The 20,044-nt window shown below is 63.5% G+C and carries 22 protein-coding genes, 1 pseudogene and 1 riboswitch; of the genes and pseudogenes, 11 read left to right on the forward strand and 12 right to left on the reverse strand.

What is annotated here, in order from left to right:
• Window positions 1-307: 307 nt before the first annotated feature.
• The 3 genes from LB556_RS12240 to rpmB form a co-directional block, all read right to left on the reverse strand.
• The gene (locus LB556_RS12240) at window positions 308-982 is read right to left on the reverse strand and encodes a spermidine synthase (protein WP_224567306.1); all 675 of its coding nucleotides are present in this window, start codon (window positions 980-982) and stop codon (window positions 308-310) included.
• Between the two features lie 3 nt (window positions 983-985).
• Window positions 986-1,666 carry a queuosine precursor transporter gene (locus LB556_RS12245; RefSeq protein ID WP_224567309.1) on the reverse strand — a complete coding sequence of 227 codons (681 nt, stop codon included), beginning with the start codon at window positions 1,664-1,666 and terminating at the stop codon, window positions 986-988.
• A gap of 158 nt (window positions 1,667-1,824) precedes the next feature.
• The gene (gene rpmB / locus LB556_RS12250; RefSeq protein WP_010911765.1) at window positions 1,825-2,121 is read right to left on the reverse strand and encodes a 50S ribosomal protein L28; all 297 of its coding nucleotides are present in this window, start codon (window positions 2,119-2,121) and stop codon (window positions 1,825-1,827) included.
• Window positions 2,122-2,380: 259 nt separating this feature from the next.
• Here rpmB and LB556_RS12255 point away from each other — a divergent pair, with 259 nt between their 5' ends.
• From LB556_RS12255 to LB556_RS12265, 3 genes and pseudogenes are all read left to right on the forward strand, one after another.
• A complete protein-coding gene (locus LB556_RS12255; protein ID WP_224567312.1) occupies window positions 2,381-3,169 on the forward strand; it encodes a DUF3108 domain-containing protein in 789 nt (262 codons plus the stop codon).
• A gap of 45 nt (window positions 3,170-3,214) precedes the next feature.
• Window positions 3,215-3,319 (forward strand): annotated as a pseudogene (locus LB556_RS12260) (EamA family transporter); the annotation flags it as partial.
• A gap of 14 nt (window positions 3,320-3,333) precedes the next feature.
• Window positions 3,334-4,008, forward strand: a complete 675-nt coding sequence (locus LB556_RS12265) for a lysoplasmalogenase (RefSeq protein ID WP_224567315.1) — start codon at window positions 3,334-3,336, stop codon at window positions 4,006-4,008.
• Here LB556_RS12265 and LB556_RS12270 read toward each other — a convergent pair.
• Entirely contained in the window at window positions 4,005-4,424 is a 420-nt protein-coding gene (locus LB556_RS12270; protein ID WP_224567318.1) for a cupin domain-containing protein, read from the reverse strand. The genes LB556_RS12265 and LB556_RS12270 overlap by 4 nt on opposite strands.
• A gap of 22 nt (window positions 4,425-4,446) precedes the next feature.
• A complete protein-coding gene (gloB, locus tag LB556_RS12275; protein WP_224567319.1) occupies window positions 4,447-5,214 on the reverse strand; it encodes a hydroxyacylglutathione hydrolase in 768 nt (255 codons plus the stop codon).
• 169 nt (window positions 5,215-5,383) lie between these two features.
• Here gloB and LB556_RS12280 point away from each other — a divergent pair, with 169 nt between their 5' ends.
• Both LB556_RS12280 and LB556_RS12285 read left to right on the forward strand, forming a co-directional pair.
• Window positions 5,384-6,160, forward strand: a complete 777-nt coding sequence (locus LB556_RS12280; protein WP_224567320.1) for a class I SAM-dependent methyltransferase — start codon at window positions 5,384-5,386, stop codon at window positions 6,158-6,160.
• Between the two features lie 136 nt (window positions 6,161-6,296).
• The gene (locus LB556_RS12285) at window positions 6,297-8,114 is read left to right on the forward strand and encodes an ABC transporter ATP-binding protein/permease (RefSeq protein WP_224567321.1); all 1,818 of its coding nucleotides are present in this window, start codon (window positions 6,297-6,299) and stop codon (window positions 8,112-8,114) included.
• Between the two features lie 88 nt (window positions 8,115-8,202).
• Here the strand turns inward: LB556_RS12285 and LB556_RS12290 are convergent, their stop codons facing one another.
• Entirely contained in the window at window positions 8,203-9,138 is a 936-nt protein-coding gene (locus LB556_RS12290; protein WP_224567322.1) for a glycosyltransferase family 2 protein, read from the reverse strand.
• 68 nt (window positions 9,139-9,206) lie between these two features.
• Between LB556_RS12290 and LB556_RS12295 the strand changes: the two genes are divergently transcribed.
• Window positions 9,207-9,386 (forward strand): hypothetical protein, encoded by a 180-nt coding sequence (locus LB556_RS12295; protein WP_224567323.1) that lies wholly within the window; start codon window positions 9,207-9,209, stop codon window positions 9,384-9,386.
• 146 nt (window positions 9,387-9,532) lie between these two features.
• Here the strand turns inward: LB556_RS12295 and LB556_RS12300 are convergent, their stop codons facing one another.
• The 3 genes from LB556_RS12300 to metX all read right to left on the reverse strand — a co-directional run bounded on the left by LB556_RS12300 (window position 9,533) and on the right by metX (window position 12,435).
• Window positions 9,533-10,510 carry a glycosyltransferase gene (locus tag LB556_RS12300; RefSeq protein WP_224567325.1) on the reverse strand — a complete coding sequence of 326 codons (978 nt, stop codon included), beginning with the start codon at window positions 10,508-10,510 and terminating at the stop codon, window positions 9,533-9,535.
• 82 nt (window positions 10,511-10,592) lie between these two features.
• The gene (gene metW, locus LB556_RS12305; protein ID WP_224567330.1) at window positions 10,593-11,207 is read right to left on the reverse strand and encodes a methionine biosynthesis protein MetW; all 615 of its coding nucleotides are present in this window, start codon (window positions 11,205-11,207) and stop codon (window positions 10,593-10,595) included.
• 58 nt (window positions 11,208-11,265) lie between these two features.
• Window positions 11,266-12,435, reverse strand: a complete 1,170-nt coding sequence (gene metX, locus LB556_RS12310) for a homoserine O-acetyltransferase MetX (RefSeq protein WP_224567333.1) — start codon at window positions 12,433-12,435, stop codon at window positions 11,266-11,268.
• Between the two features lie 120 nt (window positions 12,436-12,555).
• Window positions 12,556-12,633: riboswitch (SAM riboswitch) on the reverse strand.
• Between the two features lie 137 nt (window positions 12,634-12,770).
• Between metX and hisC the strand changes: the two genes are divergently transcribed.
• Both hisC and LB556_RS12320 read left to right on the forward strand, forming a co-directional pair.
• Entirely contained in the window at window positions 12,771-13,880 is a 1,110-nt protein-coding gene (gene hisC, locus LB556_RS12315; RefSeq protein ID WP_224567335.1) for a histidinol-phosphate transaminase, read from the forward strand.
• 23 nt (window positions 13,881-13,903) lie between these two features.
• Window positions 13,904-14,839: a prephenate/arogenate dehydrogenase family protein gene (locus tag LB556_RS12320; protein ID WP_224567338.1), complete on the forward strand. Its 936-nt coding sequence runs from the start codon at window positions 13,904-13,906 to the stop codon at window positions 14,837-14,839.
• Here LB556_RS12320 and LB556_RS12325 read toward each other — a convergent pair.
• Both LB556_RS12325 and LB556_RS12330 read right to left on the reverse strand, forming a co-directional pair.
• Window positions 14,836-15,768 carry a sugar kinase gene (locus LB556_RS12325; RefSeq protein WP_224567340.1) on the reverse strand — a complete coding sequence of 311 codons (933 nt, stop codon included), beginning with the start codon at window positions 15,766-15,768 and terminating at the stop codon, window positions 14,836-14,838. The two genes, LB556_RS12320 and LB556_RS12325, sit on opposite strands and share 4 nt — an antisense overlap.
• A gap of 7 nt (window positions 15,769-15,775) precedes the next feature.
• Complete coding sequence (locus LB556_RS12330; protein WP_224567342.1) at window positions 15,776-16,774, reverse strand: DUF2125 domain-containing protein; 999 nt, start codon at window positions 16,772-16,774, stop codon at window positions 15,776-15,778.
• Window positions 16,775-16,908: 134 nt separating this feature from the next.
• On the opposite strand from LB556_RS12330, the gene LB556_RS12335 reads away from it, so the two are divergent.
• The 3 genes from LB556_RS12335 to LB556_RS12345 all read left to right on the forward strand — a co-directional run bounded on the left by LB556_RS12335 (window position 16,909) and on the right by LB556_RS12345 (window position 19,221).
• Window positions 16,909-17,430, forward strand: a complete 522-nt coding sequence (locus LB556_RS12335) for a gamma-glutamylcyclotransferase (protein WP_224567344.1) — start codon at window positions 16,909-16,911, stop codon at window positions 17,428-17,430.
• Between the two features lie 122 nt (window positions 17,431-17,552).
• Window positions 17,553-18,500: an aldo/keto reductase gene (locus tag LB556_RS12340; RefSeq protein ID WP_224567347.1), complete on the forward strand. Its 948-nt coding sequence runs from the start codon at window positions 17,553-17,555 to the stop codon at window positions 18,498-18,500.
• A gap of 94 nt (window positions 18,501-18,594) precedes the next feature.
• The gene (locus tag LB556_RS12345; RefSeq protein ID WP_224567350.1) at window positions 18,595-19,221 is read left to right on the forward strand and encodes a LysE family translocator; all 627 of its coding nucleotides are present in this window, start codon (window positions 18,595-18,597) and stop codon (window positions 19,219-19,221) included.
• Window positions 19,222-19,240: 19 nt separating this feature from the next.
• On the opposite strand, the gene LB556_RS12350 is transcribed toward LB556_RS12345, so the two are convergent.
• Window positions 19,241-20,029: a lysophospholipid acyltransferase family protein gene (locus LB556_RS12350; RefSeq protein WP_224567352.1), complete on the reverse strand. Its 789-nt coding sequence runs from the start codon at window positions 20,027-20,029 to the stop codon at window positions 19,241-19,243.
• Window positions 20,030-20,044 lie beyond the last annotated feature (15 nt).

The following is a 20,044-nucleotide window of genomic DNA, read 5'->3' on the forward strand; positions in this document are numbered from 1 at the left end:
AGCGTAGCTCGACGGAGTGGGGGGCGACGGTTCATCAGATCCGCCTAATTGCCCAGCTTGCCGGAGGTTGCGCACTCGCTTCGTTGTCCCTTTTTTGCGGCGTCGGCGCGTTTGACGCAGGGCTTCCCCCACTCCGTCGCTGCTTCGCAGCGCCACCTCTCCCCCCTCCGGAGGCAGAGGAAGGGAGCCTGGTTCTGGCGAACGCATACTTTCCTCTACCCCGTCGATCGGGGGAGAGGTGTCGAGCGGAGCTCGACGGAGTGGGGGTTGACTGTTTATCAAGAGAGTTACGAACGCGCTTTCAGTGTCACTGCCTGTTGGTGGCGATCCAGATGACGTGACGCGCGCCACGCTTGCCGTTGGCGCGCGTGTTGACCTCCTCGACCGCGAAACCTGCCTGTTTCAGCCGTCGCGCGAAGCCGGCATCCGGTCCCTGCGACCATACGGCAAGGACGCCGCCCGGTTTCAGGGCGGTGCGCGCCGCGCCAAGGCCGGCGGCGCTATAGAGGGCGTCATTGCCCTTGTGGACGATGCCTTCGGGGCCATTGTCGACATCGAGCAGGATCGCGTCCCAGGCACTAGGCGCGGACCGTATCAACCGGCCGACATCCATCTCGCGGATGGAGACGCGAGGGTCGTCGAGCGAGCCGGCGAAAATCTCGGTCATCGGGCCACGCGCCCAGGCGACGACGGCAGGCACGAGTTCCGCGACAACGATTTGCGCATTGTTGCCCAATTCGGTGAGGGCGGCGCGCAGCGTAAAGCCCATGCCAAGGCCGCCAATCAGTATCCTCGGCTGAAGATGGCCGGCAATCCTTTGGCACGATAGTTTCGCCAGCGCTTCCTCGGAGCCGCTCAGCCGGCTGTTCATCAGCTCGTTGGTGCCGAGCATGATCGAGAATTCGGAACCGCGCCTTTTGAGACGAAGCTCCTGCGAACCGTCCGGGGTCTTTGCCGAATCGAGCTGGACCCAGGGAATCATGGTTCAAGCCGCGACAGCCGGCTGGCTCCAGTGGGCGGCGAGCAGCCGATAAGGGATCAGTGCCACGACGGCGATGATCAGCTTCACGCTGAGGTCGCCGAGCGCCCAGGACACCCAGCGCATGGCGTCGATATGGAACAGGCCCATCAACGGGGTGCTTTCGAGCGCAAAGCCGTCGCTTGGGCCGGCGAAGGCAAAGGCTGCTGAAAAGGCCACACTGAAGAACACGACGGTGTCGAACACCGATCCGACCAGCGTGCCCAAGATTGGCGCGCGCCACCAGCTCTGCCGGCGCAGGCGGTTGAAAACAGTGACGTCGAGCAGCTGTGCGGTCAGAAAGGCAGCGCCGGAAGCGGCCGCGATGCGTACCAGCCGGTCAGCGGCGGTCTCGAATTCAATGAAGCCATGGCGGAACAGGAAGGGCGGGATAAGGATCGAGCACACCACCGCCGTCATGAAGCCGACAAAGACGATCCGGCGCGCCACGGCTGGCCCGTAGCGACGGTTGGCGAGGTCGGTGACCAGGAAGGAAAAGGGGTAGGTGAAAGCGCCCCAGGTGAGCAGGTCGGCCAGCGACAGGCCGCCGATCTGGCCCTGCATGGGGAACTGCACGAGGATGTTCGATGCCACGACGACAAGCGCCATGGCGGCCACAAAGGGCAGGTATCGCGAGAAGAAAGACATTTTTTTATCCTGGGTAATGGAACCAGCGGAGCATGATGCCATCAGGCAGCGCTCGCTTCGAAATCGAGCATCGGATTGCCGGACCTTGCGCATCCATCCGATGCCCATTGGCCAACGAGACGTTGGCCAAGGCGGTCGTCCCCCGCCTTTATCCGATGTTAAGCAGCGACCTGCTCGGCCAGCTTCTTGGCGATCTGCTTCTTCAAGAGGCGCGCGCGCTGCGACAGCTCCTTGACGTCGGCCTTGGCCAGGAAGGCATCCAATCCGCCACGATGTTCGACCGAACGCAGCGCGTTGGCCGAAATGCGCAGGCGCACGTTCTGGTTCAGCGCTTCCGAAATCAGCGTCACATTGACGAGGTTCGGCAGGAAACGACGCTTGGTCTTGTTGTTGGCGTGGCTCACATTGTTGCCGGTCTGGACTGCCTTGGCAGTGAGTTCGCAGGTGCGGGACATGGTTCTAACCTTCAATTCTCTCGTGACCTGCCAAACCTTTGTGCCCACGCCGGGTGGCGCGCGGTTCTGGTCAGGCGGCCTTATGGAAAAGTTGGCGTTCCATAGTTGCATTTCACCGGGGCGTCAAGCTCCGGCTCGCCCACGGAAGCGCCCGGCATTTCATATTAAGGCCGGATTTCATCCTAATAAGCGGTCTCATAGGGACATGCCAGACCGGAGCCGCCCGCCTCCGGCCGAAAATCAAGGATCCGCTCCCGCCATGCCTCGTTCGTCTCACGTGCTTGTTGCCGCGCTTGCCATCGCCCTGCCGTCCGCCGCGTCAGCTGCCTCGCCGCAATCGTTCAAGGGCGAATACACGGTGTCGTTCTTGGGTCTCTCGATCGCCAGGTCGACCTTCTCGAGCCACTATGAGAACGGTGCCTACGCGATCGAAGGCACCGTCAAGGCCGCTGGACTCGCCAGGCTGTTCGACGACACGCGTGGCACGATCTCGTCCAAAGGCACGATTTCAGGCAAGAAGATGGTGCCGCAGGCATTTCGTGCCGATTACACCTCGGGCAAGAAGGCATCCGTGGTCGACATCCGCTTCACCAATGGTGCCGTGACGTCGACGCAGGTCATCCCCGCCCCGGGCAAGCGCGACCCCAACAACTGGGTGCCGGTCGGCGCCCGCGACCTGGCCTCGGTGCTTGATCCGATGGCCGCCACGGTCATTCATGCCGACAGCCTCGACCAGGTCTGCGGCCGCAAGGTCAAGTTCTATGATGGCGAGATGCGTGCCGACCTGACGCTGACCTATGCCTCGAAAGGAACGATCTCGGTGCCGGGCTACAAGGGCGACACCGTCACCTGCCAAATGGGGTTCGAGCCGGTGGCCGGCTATCGCAAGGGCCGCAAGGCGCTCAACTATCTCAAGAACAAAAGCCGCATGATGGTGACGTTTGCACCGCTCGGCCAAACCGGCGTATATGCGCCGATACACGCCACGGTCGGAACGCAGATCGGCACCTTGACCATCAGCGCCGGGCGTTTCGAAGCGGTACAATAAGGCACGCCACCGGGGACAGAATGGGGCGCGCCACCTGGAGGCGGAATGGGGCGCGCAACACTGATCGGCTTTTCGGCGGTCGCCATATGGGCGTTGCTGACGGATGCGTCCGGCAAGATGCCATTCCTGTTGTCGGCGACTTTCTCGATCGCCGGAGCCCGGGCATGACGATGCCGTTTGCCGGCGGCATCGACGCCACCGCCAATGCAACGCTGATCTTTTCGGTGGTCGCGGCGGTGATCTATGCCTTTACGGCTGGCATGCCGCCGACACTGGCCCGCTCGGCGGCAAAGACGCTCGCCGTGACCATGCTCGCCGTGCTCGCCGGCATGCAGGGCGGTCCGCCGCTGCTGGTCGCCGCGCTTGCGCTCAGCGCCATTGGCGACGCCTTCCTTTCGCGCGACGGGGAAAAGGCATTTCTCGGCGGACTGGCGAGCTTTCTCGTCGCCCACATCGTCTATGTCGCGCTGTTCCTGCGTGGCGGCGGCGGGCTGGACGTGCTTGCGGCCGAGTCCTGGCGGGGCGCGATTGCACTGGCCATGGCGGTGTTCGCGATCGCAATGCTGGCGGCGCTCTGGCGCCGCGTTGGGTCTGGCCTGCGGGTTCCGATCGCCGTCTACGTCGCGGCCATCCTCGCCATGGGCATCTCGGCGCTGACGACGGGCAGCCCTTTGGTTGTCGGCGGTGCGGTGCTGTTCATGGCATCCGACGGGCTGCTCGCCACGGAGAAATTCCTGGTGGCGGCCATCTCGCCGCATCGTGCCTGGATGCGCCTTGCCGTCTGGGTGCTGTATTACGCCGCCCAGCTGGCAATCACCTTCGGCTTCCTGCTGGTTTAGGGCTGCCAGCCCGGTTCGGCCAGTTCGAATGCGGCGAAATCAAAGCCCGGCGCGACGGTACAGCCGACCAGCGTCCATTCGCCAAGGCTGCGCGCCGATTGCCACCAACCCGCCGGCACGACGATCTGCGGCCGTTCGCCGGCCGCGAGGTCGATGCCGAGGACCTGCTCGACAACGGCGCCGCCTTCATCCGACATGGACAGCGCCAGCGGGGCACCGGCATGGAAATGCCAGACCTCGGCCGCATCCTTGACCCGATGCCAGGCCGAAAGCTGATCCCGTTCCAGCAGAAAATAGATTGCGGTCGAATGGCCGCGCGCACCGCCGGCTGCGTCGCGAAAGGTTTCCGCGTACCAGCCGCCTTCCGGATGCCGCTTCAGTGCGAGTGTTGCTATGATTTCCGCGGAACGGGTCATTTGCAAAAAGTTGGCCTGGCGCTCAGAAATTGTCCTTGCGCTTGCGGATCTCGGCGAAGACCTCGGCATCCCCGGCCTTTTCCATGCCCAGATGCCTGCGGATTGCCGGATCGTGCCAGCGCAGGAAGGGATTGGTCGACAGTTCCTCGCCGATCGTCGTCGGCAGTGTCGGCTTGTTGTCGACCCGCAGTGTCTCGATCCGCGCGGCGCGCTCCTTCAATGCGGAATTGGTGGGGTCGACGCTCAACGCGAAACGGGCGTTGGCGAGCGTGTATTCGTGACCGCAATAGACCGTCGTCTCTGCCGGAAGGGCCGCGAGCTTCTTCAGCGATTCGTACATCACCGGCGGCTTGCATTCGAACAGCCGCCCGCAACCCAGCGCGAACAGCGTATCCGCGGTGAACGCCACTTTCGATGCCGGCAGATGGTAGGAGACATGGCCGGCGGTATGCCCAGGCGTGGCGATCACCTCGATGCGCTCACCGCCGAGATGAAGGACGGAGCCTTCTTCGACCGTTTCGTCGATGCCGGGGATCCTGGCCTTTTCCGCCTCCGGACCGACGATGCGCAGCTTGAAGCGCTCCTTGAGCGCCAGATTGGCCTCGACGTGGTCGAGATGGTGATGCGTGGTCAGTATCATGGTCGGCGTCCAGCCGGTGCGATTGATCGCGGCAAGGATCGGCGCTTCCTCGGGTGCGTCGATGATCGCGGTCTGTCCGCTTTTGGGGTCATGCACCAGCACGCCGAAATTGTCGGTGCGGCACATGAACTGTTCGATTTCGACCGGCATCGCATGTCTCCATTCTGTCGCCGCAGACATAGGGCGCCAGCGCGCGGATGTCATCACAGGGCGACGAATGTCGTCCGGGGCATGGCGATGACATGCGGACAAATCCGCAATCCCGGTCGCCTTGAGGGCTTTTGTTGAATCCGGCCGATATCGCGGCTACATCCCTGACATGCATTCCGACATCGTCGATCTCCGTTCCTTCTATTCGACAACGCTCGGCCGGTTCGCCGAGCGCTCGATCACCATGGCGCTGTCGTCGATATGGGCCGCGGTGCCCAATGAGCGGCTGGTCGGCCTCGGCTATACCTTGCCCTGGCTGGAGCGCTTCGGCACCGACGCCGAGCGGGTCTTCGCCTTCATGCCGGCCACCCAGGGCGCCGTGGTCTGGCCGGCGACGGGGCCGACGGCAACGGCACTGGTCTTCGACGAGGAACTGCCGCTGGTCGATTCCTGCATCGACCGCATGCTGCTCGTCCATTCGCTCGAACATGTCGAAAACCCGCGCGAGACGCTGAACGAGATCTGGCGGGTGCTGTCGCCGGCGGGGCGCGTCGTCATCGTCGTGCCCAACCGGCGCGGTGTCTGGGCGCGCTTCGAACATACGCCGTTCGGCAACGGGCGGCCTTTCTCGCGCGGACAGCTGACGGAATTGCTGCGCGAGGCGAATTTCACGCCGGCAGCATGGTCCGATGCGCTGTTTTTCCCGCCATCGCGGCGGCACTTCATGATGCGTTTCCACAATGTGCTGGAACGCGCCGGCCGGCGGCTGTGGCCGATCTTCTCGGGCGTCATCGTCGTCGAAGCGCAGAAGCGGCTTTACCAAGGCGTGCCGGTAGCCCAGCGCGCATCTCGCCGCGTCTTCGTGCCGGTGCTGTCGCCGCATGGCGCCACACGGCTCGGCCGCCGGGCCGAGGCGTCCTCGGCCCGGCAACTGACACCTTCGTGATCGCGATGGAAACTTGCATCGCGCGGCATCTTTCCGGCCTATCTGTCGTGCTGGCTCGCAGGATGGTCGAGGAGCTGCCGCCGTCGGCTCCCTTCATCCGGCTTCAGCTTCGCTACTGAACGCAGGGATCTCGGGTATGGCCGATCAACTGGACAATCAGGCCACCGTTCAGCCGGTCGCCGTGGCCAGCAGCCTGCGCGATCAGGTGGCGACGATCAAGCGGGCGCTGATCGAATCGCCGGTTCGCGAATGGTTGCTGTGGACGTCGGCAGGCATCATGGCCGTCATCGTCGCGACCTCGATCGGCCAGGTTCTGCTCAATCGCTGGAACCAGCCCTTTTACGACGCGCTCGCGCGCCGCGACATGGCGGCCTTCCTGCATCAGCTCCTTGTCTTTGCCATGATCGCCGGCGGGCTGCTGGTGCTCAACATCGGCCAGACGTGGCTCAACCAGATGATCCGGCTGAAGCTGCGCGAGGCGCTGACGCTGGATTTGATCGACCAATGGATGCGGCCGGCGCGTGCTTTCCGGCTGGCCAATGCCGGCGCCATTGGCGTCAACCCCGACCAGCGCATGCAGCAGGATGCCGCGCATCTGTCGGACCTGTCGACCGATCTAGGCGTCGGCCTGCTGCAGTCGTTCATCCTGCTGGTGTCGTTCGTCGGCGTGCTGTGGGAGCTGTCTTCGGGCTTCGTGTTCCACATTGGCGGCTGGTCGCTGGCGATCCCGGGCTACATGGTCTGGGCGGCGTTTCTCTATGCCGGGACCGCCTCCTGGCTGAGCTGGCTGGTCGGCCGGCCGCTCATCCGCCTCAACAGCGACCGGTATACGCGCGAAGCGGAGCTGCGCTCCTCGATGGTGCGGGTCAATGAGAATGTCGATGCCATCGCGCTGTACCGGGGCGAGGACGACGCCAAGCGACGGCTGGACCTCGACCTCGGCACGGTGTTGCGTGCCATGCGGCGCATCTACACCGCCCAGATCAACCTGTCCTGGGTGACCGACACCTATGGCTGGATCACAGTGGTGGCGCCGATCCTGGTTGCCTCGCCGGTCTATTTCTCGGGCGATATAAGCTTCGGCGGGCTGATGATGGCGGTCGGCGCCTTCAACCAGGTGCATTCGTCGTTGCGCTGGTTCATCAACAACATCGGCAGCATCGCCGACTGGCGTGCCACGCTGATGCGCGTCGCCGACTTCCGTATCGCGCTCGATGAAACCGACGTGCTGCACGACAAGGAGAAGCGTATCTCCTTCGGTGAAAACGCCAATGGCAGCCTGACGTTCGAGAAACTCCAGGTGGCCTCGCCGGAGGGCTGCACAAAACTCTCCGACCTGCATGTCGAAATCCGTGCCGGCGAGCGCGTGATGATCACCGGCGAGCCCGGCGCCGGCAAGACGCTGCTCTTCCGCGCCATTGCCGGCCTGTGGCCATGGGGAAGCGGGAAGATCGGCATGCCGGCGGGAGAAGTCCCCATCTTCGTGCCGCGTGTCCCGTATTTCCCGGCCGGTACGTTGCGCGAGGTCCTTGACCATCCCCTTGGCGCAGTCCCGGCAAGCGATGCCGATATTTCGGCGGTGCTTGCCGAAGTCGGCCTCGAGCGGCTGTCCTCCTCGCTCGACCGGTCGGCCCGCTGGGAGCGCGAGTTGGGCGATGACGAACAGCGATCGCTCGCCTTCGCCAGGCTTGCCTTGCGGAAACCGAAATGGGTGATCATCGATGAAGCGATGGATGCGTTCGACGGCCCGTCGCTGAGGCGTGTGCTGTCGCTGCTTGATAAGCATCTGACGGGCGCCGCGATCATCAATATTGGACGCGGCCTGCACAACAGCCAGTTCTTTCCGCGGTCCCTGACGATCGTGAAGGATACCGGCGCGCCCGCGCTGAAACCCGTCCACGTCAGGGCAGGTGCCATCGAACCGCCGCCGGTCGCCGCCCGGCGCAAGAAATAGCTGCTTTCGGAACTTGACCGGTGGGATTCGGGGACGTTTTGGGCACGTCCTTGCCCCAAATCCGCGGGTCCTTCCGGGCGAGAGGCAATCAGGCGGGCCGGGCGCCGAACTCGTTGCGGAATGAATTGAAGAGATCGCGGCGCCAGCGCCGGCCCCGGACATATCCGTTGACCAGTTCCGGCAAGGAGTAGCCAAGCGCCTTCGATGAGCGATTGGCCATGTAGCCCTCGAACGCCTCCGGTATCCGGCCCCTGAGAATATCGGCAATGATCTGCCGTGAGATCATGTAGGGTGGAATATGCGGGTAGGAGCGGGCGATATGCGGGTGTTTGCCCATCAGATTCGCGTAGGCTTCGACATAGCCTGTCCTGCGACCCGAAATCGAATTCTCCGAATTGTATTTCGTCCAGTCGATATCTCCCGACAGTTGCGCGCCGAACCGCTGCGCGAGGCGCAATAATAACTCGCGGTCCTGCATCCGGGTGATGTCGCTGTCGTAACCGCCAACCGCCAGCAAAGCGTCGCGGCGGGCCGATATCGCCGAGCCGGCGATGAAGATCGTCTGCGCCACAAGCGTCCGCTCCAGCATCATGGGGCTGACGAATGCCTCGGGATTGATGCAGTTGGTGGCGCGGCCGCTCTTCAGCGAGACATACGAGCTGAGCAAGACTTCGAGCGACGGATCATTATGGAACCGGGCCAGCGTACGCTCGAGCCGGTGCGGCAAGTAGACGTCGTCGGAATCGAGAAATGTCACCACGGGCGCCCGCGCACGCTCGATGCCGGCATTCCTGGCGGCGTTGGCACCGCGCCATTTCGCGCCGACATAGATCAGCCGGGGGTCATGTATGCGGGTGATCGCCTCCTCGGTTCCGTCGGTCGAGCCATCGTCGACGACGATATGCTCAAGCCGCGGCATGCTCTGGCAAAGCACGCTTTCGACGGCGCGGAGCACCGTTTCGCGCCGGTTGTGAGTCGGCGTGATGACCGTGATGAGGGGCGCCTGTTCCGTCTTGCCGATCATATCGCGTCAACCATCTTCCGCGCAAAACCGCGCGTCGCGCCGGATACTTCGATCTTCAGGATTGTCGAATGGATCGGACGTCCCCCCGGATGGCCCTCATCGGATTTAGCCTGACGCTACAAAAAAAGGCCGCCGATGTCATCCGTCGTGCCGATACTCAATCCATGTGGCATGACGAATTCCGTGCCGCGCGCTTCAAGTGCAACACCAGCGCAGCCAGCCATGCTCGCGAATCGACGATGCGATGATGTGCTGTCTGCCGTGATGCACCTCATGTTCCATGACGTCAGAGGGAGGTTTTGGGGTAGGGAGCTATACCGGTGGCTGTGTTGGTGCCGTCAGCCCTGGTCTAGGGCAGTTCAGTGTTTGATAAGTCCTTGTTTGCGCGCTGCGTTCATTCGCCGGCAAAGTCGGGTAGAACCTCAGTTTCGTCACCGATGAGACCTGCGGCCAAGCTGAACTGGCCCCAAAATGCCAAACTGTAGAACGCCAGCCCAACAAGCAGAGATAATGGAATTTGCCAGACCGGCATTCCTGTCTGCGGCGCATGCCGTATGACGCGTCGTATTGTACGCCACGACATGGTCAGCCACCGGCTGAGGGACTTCGCGATACGCTGGCCACGACGGGAGGATACCAACTCTCTAAACTTCCGGTCGGCATCGCGGCCGGTCACCAACGCGCGCCAGCGGAAGAAGCGCCAGCCACGCGGCGGATGATGATAGACACGTGCATTGGCGCTGACGAGTTCATGGCCGTCGCGCTTCAGCGAACGCATCAGCAGCGTACAGGAAACCTTGAAACCATTGTTTTTGGGAAAGGGATGATTGGTGATCCAGTCGCGGCGGAAGGCCACGTTGTTGGCATTTATCGCCCGCTTCGAAGCAAAGCGGGTATCCTTTTGCGCCATAGGGAAAAACCAGATGAGGGCAAATGTCCTCGACATGAAATCATCGTAATAAAGGTAGGTGTATCCATTTACGGCCATGGTCGCGGGATCTTGAAATGGAGCAAGCATGGCTGACAGCCATCCGGGTTCCACTACGGTATCGGAGTCCGTGAAAATGACGATGTCGCCATCGGTTGCCGGAACGCCGTTGTTCTTGAGATCGTAGTACCGCCCGCCTGGGCATGCGACGAAGATCAAGTCGGTGACCTGTTCCAGTTGCGACGTCGCGGGCGCTATATTGCTTCTCAGCAAAAGTGTGCCGGCGTCGTCCCCGCCATGAGAGATAACGATCTGTGGCCTGGCAAAACCCAGCGAGGAAACAGCAGCAATTTCATGCGCCAAGGCAGCCAGCCCAACGCTTAACTCATCCGGGTCGACAGACCTCGCGTTTTCCATCTCCATTACCAGGGAATAGCTCGGCATTCGCACGCTCTATGGTATCCGTTTGTAGCGCCAAGAATTCAGGCAACTCCCCAGGAGCACGAACAAGTCCAGATATCAACCATTATCGTCTCAATAAAAAAACCGCTTGCTGGCCAAAGAAATTCCAGAACCACCAAGGCATCGACAGGCCGATCTTCTGGCCGTTGGCATCGAGCGCGGTCGCTTTTTCGACCGTCGCGCCGAGCTCCTCGCACAGATTGACGAAGTCCCGGATGGTGCAAAAGTGGATGTTGGGCGTGTCGTACCAGGAATAGGGCAAATCCTTGGTCACCGGCATGCGGCCCTTGACGAACAGCGACAGGCGCACCCGCCAATGGCCAAAATTGGGGAAGGACACGATCGCCCGGTTGCCGATCCTGAGCAGTTCGTCCAGCACCAGCTTCGGGTTGCGGGTGGCCTGCAGGGTCTGCGACAGGACGACGAAGTCAAAACCCTTGTCGGGATAGAATTCGAGATCGGTGTCGGCATCGCCCTGGATGACCGAGAGGCCGCGCGCCACGCATTCGTTGACGCCGCGCTGCGACAGCTCGAGCCCGCGGCCGTCGACCTGCTTGGTGTCCTGCAGCAATTCGAGCAGGGAGCCGTCGCCCGAACCGACGTCGAGCACGCGCGACCGAGGCGGGATGAGGTTGGCGACGACCTCCAGGTCGACGCGCTGGCTGCCGTTGACGCTCATGGCTTCGCCTCCTGAGTGGCGCATGACCATGGTCCGAAAAGTCTGCAACTTTTCGGGGTCATGCGCTGAGTCCCCTGGCCCGCGCGGCCGAGCCGATGAAGCCGTTGATGGCTGCGAACAGTTCCGGTTCGTCGAGCAGGAAGGCGTCGTGGCCGCGGTCGGTCTCGATCTCGACGAAAGACACCGAGGCGCCCGCGGCGTTGAGCGCATGCACGATCGATCGGCTCTCCTCGGTCGGGAACAGCCAGTCGCTGGTGAAAGACACCAGGCAGAAGCGGGTTCTGGTGCCGGCGAACGCGTCGGCCAGCCTGCCGCCATGATCGGCGGCGAGGTCGAAATAATCCATCGACCGCGTCATGTAGAGGTAGGAGTTGGCGTCGAAGCGGTCGACGAAGGTCATGCCCTGATGGCGCAGGTAGCTCTCGATCTGGAAATCGGCGTCGAAGCCGAAGGTCAGCGCTTCGCGGTCCTGCAGATTGCGGCCGAATTTGCGGTGCAGGGCGGCTTCCGACAGATAGGTGATGTGGGCGGCCATGCGCGCCACCGCCAGCCCCTTTTCCGGGCGCTTGCCGTGCTCGAAATATTTGCCGCCATTCCAGTCCGGATCCGCCATCACGGCCTGCCGCCCGACTTCGTGGAAGGCGATGTTCTGTGACGAATGGCGCGCGCCTGTGGCGATCGGCAGCGCCGAAAAGACCCGCTCGGGATAGCTCGACGCCCATTGCAGCACCTGCATGCCGCCCATCGAGCCGCCCAGCACGCAAAACAGCTTCTCGATGCCGAAATGGTCGACCAGCATCTGCTGCGCGCGCACCATGTCGCGGATGGTGATGACCGGAAGGCCGAGCCCATAGGGCTTTCCCGTGGCGGGGTTGGTCGACGCCGGGCCCGTAGAGCCAAGGCAGCCGCCGATGACGTTGGAGCAGATGACGAAGAAACGGCTGGTGTCGATGATCTTGCCGGGACCGATCAGCACTTCCCACCACCCCGGCTTGCCAGTCACCGGATTGGTGTTGGCGACATGCTGGTCGCCGGTCAATGCGTGGCAGACGAGGATGGCATTGGAACGGGCGTCGTTCAGCGTGCCATAGGTCTGGTAGGCGATCTGGAACGGCGACAGCAGCGTGCCGGCATCGAGCTTGAGCGGCTTGTCGGGTCCGAAACGCAACACCGGGCTCGACGGATTGTCGACTTCGGTGTTGGTCCTTGCTGCGCGCGGAGCGGCCATTGCTAATCTCTCTTGCTGCATCGTTTCGTGCGAAAATCCCCGCTGATTTTCACGGCGCCGATGCGGTCGTCCGGCCGGCGGCGGACAATAAAAAACCGGCATTGCCTTCGCAAAGCCGGTTACGTCACGCAAACGGCCCTTTAGCGAATTGTTTAACGTGGCTGCAAGCCGACCGGCCAAATCACCACGGAACTGTCATGGTTCTTCTAGAACCCGCCCGCCTCGCCGTCAATGGCGGCCGCTGGCACCGCTGCCACCTCTCGACATTGCGTGCCGTGGCTTGTATTTCCGCAGCGGCTTCCGGATGGAGGCGTTTTCGACGGATTTTGCAAGACATGAACCAGACATCGGACAAGCCACGTCCAACGCCGCGCGCCGGCATCATGGACATCGAGGCCTATGTGCCCGGCAAGAGCGCGGCGCCGGCCGGTGTCGCCAAGGTCTACAAGCTGTCGTCGAACGAGAACCCGCTTGGTCCGTCGCCGAAGGCGATCGAGGCCGCGCGCGAAGTCGCCGGCAAACTCGACGTCTATCCCGACGGCACCGCCAGGCGGCTGCGGGAGGCGATCGCCGAGGTGCATGGGCTCAATGCGCAAAACATCGTCTGTTCGAACGGTTCGGACGAGATCCTTGGCCTGCTGGCGCAGACTTACCTCGCGCCCGGCGACGAGGCGATCTTCACCGAACATGCCTTCATGGTCTACAAGATCTACATCCAGTCGGCGGGCGCTACCCCGGTCGTGGTCGAGGAGACCGACGAGCGCGCCGACATCGATGCGATGCTGGCGGCTGTGACGCCGCGCACGAAAATCGTGTTCCTGGCCAATCCCAACAACCCGACCGGCACCTATGTGCCGTTCCAGGAGGTGCGCCGCCTGCATGCAGGCCTTCCCAAGCATGTGCTGCTGGTGCTCGACGCGGCCTATGCCGAATATGTCCGCCGCAACGATTATGAGGCCGGCATCGAGCTGGTCGGCGGCGCCGAGAACGTGGTGATGACCCGCACCTTCTCCAAGATCGGCCTCGGCGGCGCGCGCATCGGCTGGATGTACGGGCCGATGCACATCGTCGACGCCATCAACCGAGTGCGCGGTCCCTTCAACGTCAATGCGACGGCGATCGAGGCCGGTATCGCGGCCATTCGCGACCGCGCCCATGTCGAGCGCAGCGTGGCGCATAACGAGACCTGGCTCGCCTGGCTTAGCAAAGAGATGACCGGGCTCGGGCTGCGGGTGACGCCCAGCGTCGGCAATTTCCTGCTCATTCATTTTCCCGACGACCAGAAACATTCCGCGGCGGCGGCCGACGATTACCTGACCGCGCACGGCTATATATTGCGGCGCGTTTCCGGCTATGGTTTTCCCAACGCGCTGCGCATGACAGTCGGCACCGAAGAGGCCAATCGCGGCGTTGTCGCCGCGCTCACGACATTCCTGAGAACCTAGAACGCCTGAAAAGCCGGAACACCATGACATCACCGATGTTCGAAAAGATCGCGCTGGTCGGCATCGGCCTGATCGGCTCGTCGCTCGCCCGCGTCATCCGCCGCGAGGGGCTGGCTCGCCATGTCGCCATCTCGACGCGCAGCGCGGCCACGCTCGAGCGGGCCGAGGCACTTGGGCTCGGCGATTCCTACACCACGGACGCGAAGGAAGCGGTCCGCGACGCCGATCTGGTCATCGTCTCGGTGCCGGTCGGCTCATCCGGCGCGGTGGCGCAGGAAATCGCGCCGGCGCTGAAAAAAGGGGCCATCCTCACCGATGTCGGCTCGACCAAGGCCTCGGTCATCGCGCAGATGCAGCCGCATGTGCCTGGTGGCGTTCATTTCATTCCCGGCCATCCGCTGGCGGGTACCGAAAAATCCGGCCCGGACGCCGGGTTTGCCGACCTGTTCGACAATCGCTGGTGCATCTTCACGCCGGTACCGGGCACCGATCCGGAAGCGTTGGAACGGCTGTCGGAATTCTGGCGTCGCTGCGGCGCCAACATCGACACGATGGACCCGCAGCATCACGACATGACGCTGGCCATCGTCTCGCATCTGCCGCACATCATCGCCTACAACATCGTCGGCACCGCCGACGACCTGGAATCGGTGACCAAGACGGAAGTCATCAAATATTCCGCCTCCGGCTTCCGCGACTTCACGCGTCTGGCCGCCTCCGACCCGACCATGTGGCGGGACGTGTGCCTGCACAACAAGGATGCCATCCTGGAAATGCTGGCGCGCTTCTCGGAGGACCTGGCTTTCCTGCAGCGGGCGATCCGCTGGGGCGACGGCGACAAGCTCTTCGACCTGTTCACCCGCACCCGGGCCGTGCGCCGCTCGATCATCGAGGCTGGGCAGGACATCGACGTACCGGACTTTGGCCGCCAGGCGGTCGAGCATCCGGCAAAGAGCTAGGTCGGTTCAGCCGGCCAGGTCGCGGCCACCATGGCGAGCGTCTCGGCCCGGTCCGGCGCGCCCAGCCTGCCGCCGAAGCGCAGGCACTTCAGCGCGGCGGCCGCACTGGCAAAACGCAAGGCATGTTCGACCGGCATGGCTTCCGCCAGCCCGACCGCAAAGGCACCGTGAAAGACATCGCCGGCGGCCAGCGTGTCGACCGCCTTGATCCTCGGCGCCGCGACGTGCCGGGATGATCCGGCGCTTCGATCGAACCACCAGGTTCCCGCCGCGCCGCCGGTGACCGCGACGAACGCGTCGGTGCGGGAGGCGAGGTCCGCGCAAGCGGTCTCCAGGCCCAGTGCGTGGCCGCAGATGATACGGACCGCCGGCTCGGAAGCGACGATGTGCGAGGCCAGCGGCAACAGTTTCTCCAGCACCGCCAGCGGCGCGGTATCGGCATCGAGGATAGCCGGGCGGCCAGCGGCGCGCGCCGCCTTGAGGGCAAGTGCCGCGGCACCCGGCCAGCGCACGTCGGCCAGCACTGCATCGAACGCCGCGATGTCGGTGAAGGGTAAAGCCTCGGGATCAGTCTGGGCGCGGGTGTCGTAGAAAGGCACGACGATACGTTCGCCATGCGCATCGACCAGGATCGAGGCCAGTGCCGAGCGTGCGCCGCCGACGCGGCGCACATGGCTGCAATCGACGCCCTCGGCCTCGATCGATGCCACCAACTGATCGCCGACCGGATCGGCGCCGGTGCTCGCCCACAGCGACACCTTCGCACCGAGACGACGCGCGGCGCAGGCCGCGCTGGTGGCCATGCCGGAGGCGATCTGGACGCCGTCGGAAGCGATGAATTTTCCCTGATGGCGGGGCAATGTGTCGACCCGCAGGATCATGTCCAGCGTCAGCGCCCCGACACTCAGGAGCTTCACGGGTGTTGTCATGGCTGCGCTATTGCACTGGCTTGATCTTGCCCAGCGGGATGAAGCCGAGGGAGGCCTTGCCCTTGACGACTTTCAGCGGCATCGACGGTTCGCTGCCAAGCAGAGCGAGAGCGCCAAAACCCTGTTGGATCGCATTCTTCTGCTCGGGTATGGCGCCGGCAAGGATGGATGCGACAGCCTTGGGATCCTTGATCCGGATCATCAGATCGGCGTCGACCAGGCCCTCGCTATCGACCGACAGCGGTCCGGAAACGGTGACACGCGCCGTCCCCGACGACAGATCGAGGTTGCGGATTTCCAGTCTCTGGCCACGCAGGCTTTTCACCTGCGTGCCGACCAGCGCAACGCCGTTCTTCAATGTCACGTCGCCGCTGGCATCGAGCGCCGGCAGCACGCGCCCGCCGATAGCGTCGGGGTCAATCTCAAGATCGCCAAAGCTGCCGACATAGTCGAGATCGCCGCTATTCGGCTGCAACTGGCCTAATGCCTTGCCGGCACTGAACAGTTCGACCGGATCGGTGTCGTCGGCCGGGTCGGTCTGGCCCGACAGGCCCTCGGCTTGCAGTGATATACGCCGCGGCAGCGGGTACCAGAGTCTGACGTTGGCCTGCAGATTGTCCCAGTCGATCCAGAGCGGCATCATGCCAGGGACTGAGGTTCGGAGCGGACCGCGCAGATTGGCAACCGGCGACAAGGGCTGGACGATCTGGGCGGTGGCATTGAAACTACCGGCCGAGGCGGCAATGTTCTTGGCGTCATCCTCATAGGCGAGGTTGTCGCAGGAGACGGCAAAGGTCAGGGGATAGCCACTGACCTGGAGATTGGCGCAGCCGGCTTGGATGCCGCTCTTGTTGAGCGTGGCAACCGCCTTGTCGGCTTCAGTCCTGACCCTGCCGGCAAGGTAGAACCAGCCGGCGCTGTAAATGGCGAACAGCACGAGGATGAACGCCGCAAGCCACCATAGGCGGCGACCGGTACCCGGTTGGCGTTCGTCACTTGACGTCATGCTTTGGCTCTCAGTAACGCATGGATGGTGTGGACGGGTTCTTGATTCCGAACACTAGGTAGACAGAGACGGATGGAAAAAACACCGATTTCCGGTGCGGTGCTGCCATTCTTTTTGCAATCAGGCGCGGCGATATGGGCGATTTTTGGGTGTTCGGCTATGGTTCGCTGATCTGGCGGCCCGGTTTCGCGCATGTCGAGACACGGCGTGCCCATCTGCATGGCTATCGCCGTTCGCTCTGCGTCTATTCCTTCGTGCATCGCGGCACGCGGCAGCGCCCGGGACTGGTGCTTGGCCTCGACCGTGGCGGTTCCTGCGTCGGCCTCGCTTTCCGCGTGCCCGGCGAATTGCGCGACGAGGTCATTGCCTACCTGCGCGAGCGCGAGCTTGTCACCAGCGTCTATCTCGAGCGGACGCTTAAGGTTCGCCTCGATGGCGGCGGCGCGGTCGAAGCCGTGGCTTACATCGTCGACCGCAAGCATGAGCAATATGCCGGGGCGCTGGATGCGGCGAATGCGGCGGCCGTGGTGCGCGGCGCGGTCGGCCGATCCGGCAACAATGAGGATTATGTGCTGAGCACGCTGAAACATCTGGAGGCGCTCGATATCCGCGACCACTGGCTGGAGGATGTGGCGCGACGGATAGCGCCTTTGTGAAGCGCTGGATTTACGGAAAAGAGCGGCCAGGCCTTTGACCTCGATCTGGCAAGACCTAGGTTAGGCTCCGAACCCAGCCAGCGGGCGGCATCGCCCGGTCCCAATCATCACGGAGATCCGTCTTGCAGAAACGCCGTCTCGGTCGCACCGACCTTTCCATCGCGCCGCTGGTTCTGGGCGGCAATGTCTTCGGCTGGACCGCTGACGAGAAAACCTCTTTCGACCTGCTCGACCGCTTCGTCGGCGCGGGCCTCAATGCCATCGATACCGCCGACGCTTATTCGCGGTGGGTTCCCGGCAACAAAGGCGGCGAATCGGAAACCATCATCGGCAAATGGATGAAGGACCGGGGCAACCGCGACAAAGTGGTGGTGGTCACCAAGGTCGGCTCGGATATGGGCCAGGGCCACAGGGACCTGTCCGCCGCCTATATAGAAAAGGCCGTCGACGCGTCGCTGAAGCGGCTGCAGACCGAATTCATCGACCTTTACCTGTCGCACTGGCCGGACCCGACCACACCCTATGAGGAAACCCTCGGCGCTTATGAGAAGCTGCTCGCCAAGGGCAAGATCCGCTATGCCGGCTGTTCCAATCTCGACGCCGGCCAGTTGCGCGCTGCACTTGACGTGGCAAGCCTGCGCGGCCTGCCGCGCTACGAGGTGCTGCAGCCGGAATACAATCTCTACGACCGTTCCGCCTTCGACGGCCCGCTGCGCGACGTCTGCATGGCCGAGAATATCGGCGTCATCACCTATTTCAGCCTGGCCAAGGGTTTTCTCAGCGGCAAGTACCGCAGCGAGGCCGATCTCGGCCAAAGCGAGCGCGGGGAGGATGTCGGCAGCTATCTCAATCCACGCGGCATGCGCATTCTTGCGGCGCTCGATGCCGTATCCGCCAGGCATTCGGCCAGGCAGGCGGAAGTGGCGCTTGCCTGGGTTATCGCGCGGCCAGGCGTCACCGCGCCGATTGCCAGCGCCACCAAGCCGAGCCAGATGGACAGCCTGATCAAGGCGGTGTCATTGACGTTGAGCGCCGACGACATCGCCGAACTCGACAAGGCCAGCGCCTGAGGCCGCTGGCAAGGCGGGACGCACGAACGTCCAATACGATCCTCATGTCCTGTCATACCGTCCTTCGCGCAAGGAGTAGGGGGTGGAGGATCGGATGGCCGGACCGCTTGTTTGGCAGCCGGAGCTTTGGCGCCAATTGCTGGCGCTGCTGCTGGCAGCCACCGTCGTCATGGGCAGCCCGGGACCGGCGACGATAAGCGTCACCGCCGTTGGCGCCGCCTTCGGCTTGCGTCCTTCACTGCGCTATACCGGCGGGATCGTGCTGGGCACTATCGCCGTCCTGCTGGTCGTGGCGACCGGGGTCATGGCGGCTCTGGCCTCGATGCCGAAGCTGGCGCCATTGCTGGTCGTGGCGTCCGCGGCCTACCTCCTCTATCTGGCTTTCAGGATCGCCACCGCCCCGCCATTGGCTGAACGCGCCGCCAACGCGTCTCGCCCAACCTGGCTGGCTGGGTTTCTCCTGGCGGTCGCCAATCCCAAGGCCTATCTGGCGATCGCCGCCGTGTTCGCCGGCGCCTCGTCGAGCAAGGGCGGCGCCGAGCTCGGCGCGTGGACGAAACTGGCCGTTCTCGCGGTGATGATCGTTGTCATCCACGCCGCTTGGCTTCTTGCTGGTGCGGGGCTCGCGCGCTTTCTGCGCAGGCCTGTCGCCTCGCGGATCATCAATCTGGTCTTTGCCGCGATGCTGCTGCTGACCATGGTGCTGGCGGTATACGGTTGACGATCAGGCCGCGGAGCCGTCAAGCCTTCGCGCCGAGCTCCCGCAACCGCTTTACCGCCGTTGGCGGCAGGGCCGGCGGGTCGGGCGCGCGCGATGCCTCGATGAGAAGCTGGTCACAGGCAGCCTCGGTCTCGCCGATCAGCCGCGCCATGAACTCGTCCTTGCCCAGGCCAGGCGGTATGGGTGGCAGGAAGCGCGCCTTGATGGTGCCGGGATAGCGCAGGAACTTGCGGCGCGGCCAATAGAGGCCGGCGACATGGGCGACCGGCACCACCGGAACGCCAAGCTGCGTGTAGATTTCGACGATGCCGTATTTGTAGGCCGGCTCGTCGCCCGGCGCCCGGCGCGTGCCCTCGGGATAGATGATCAGCTGGCGCGGGTTGCGCGCCAGCTCTTCCTTGGTCGCCGCGACCACGGCCTTCAACGCCTTGGAGCGGCTGCCGCGATGCACCGGGATCATGCGCATCTTCAAAATGTACCAGCCGAAGAACGGGATCCAGGTCAGCTCGCGCTTCAGGATGTAAAGCGGGTCCTGGAGGAAAGGGAAGAAAGCGATCGCGTCCCAGAACGACTGGTGCTTGGGCGCCAGGATGAAGGAGCCCTCGGGCAGGTTTTCCTGCCCGGTGATGTCGTTCTTCGTTCCGGCGATCTTGTCATAGAGCCACATCGAGGTGCGCGACCAGAATTTCGGCACGAACCAGGCGCGGTGACGGGGCGAGAGGAAATAGTACGGAGTCCAGAGGATCATCTGGACGATCAGATTGACGTAGAAGACGAAATTGAACGCCAGCGATCTGACATAGAGCATGGGGGAGGTCCGGTG

It is taken from the genome of Mesorhizobium sp. ES1-4 (genome assembly GCF_020164745.1).
Lineage (GTDB): Bacteria > Pseudomonadota > Alphaproteobacteria > Rhizobiales > Rhizobiaceae > Mesorhizobium.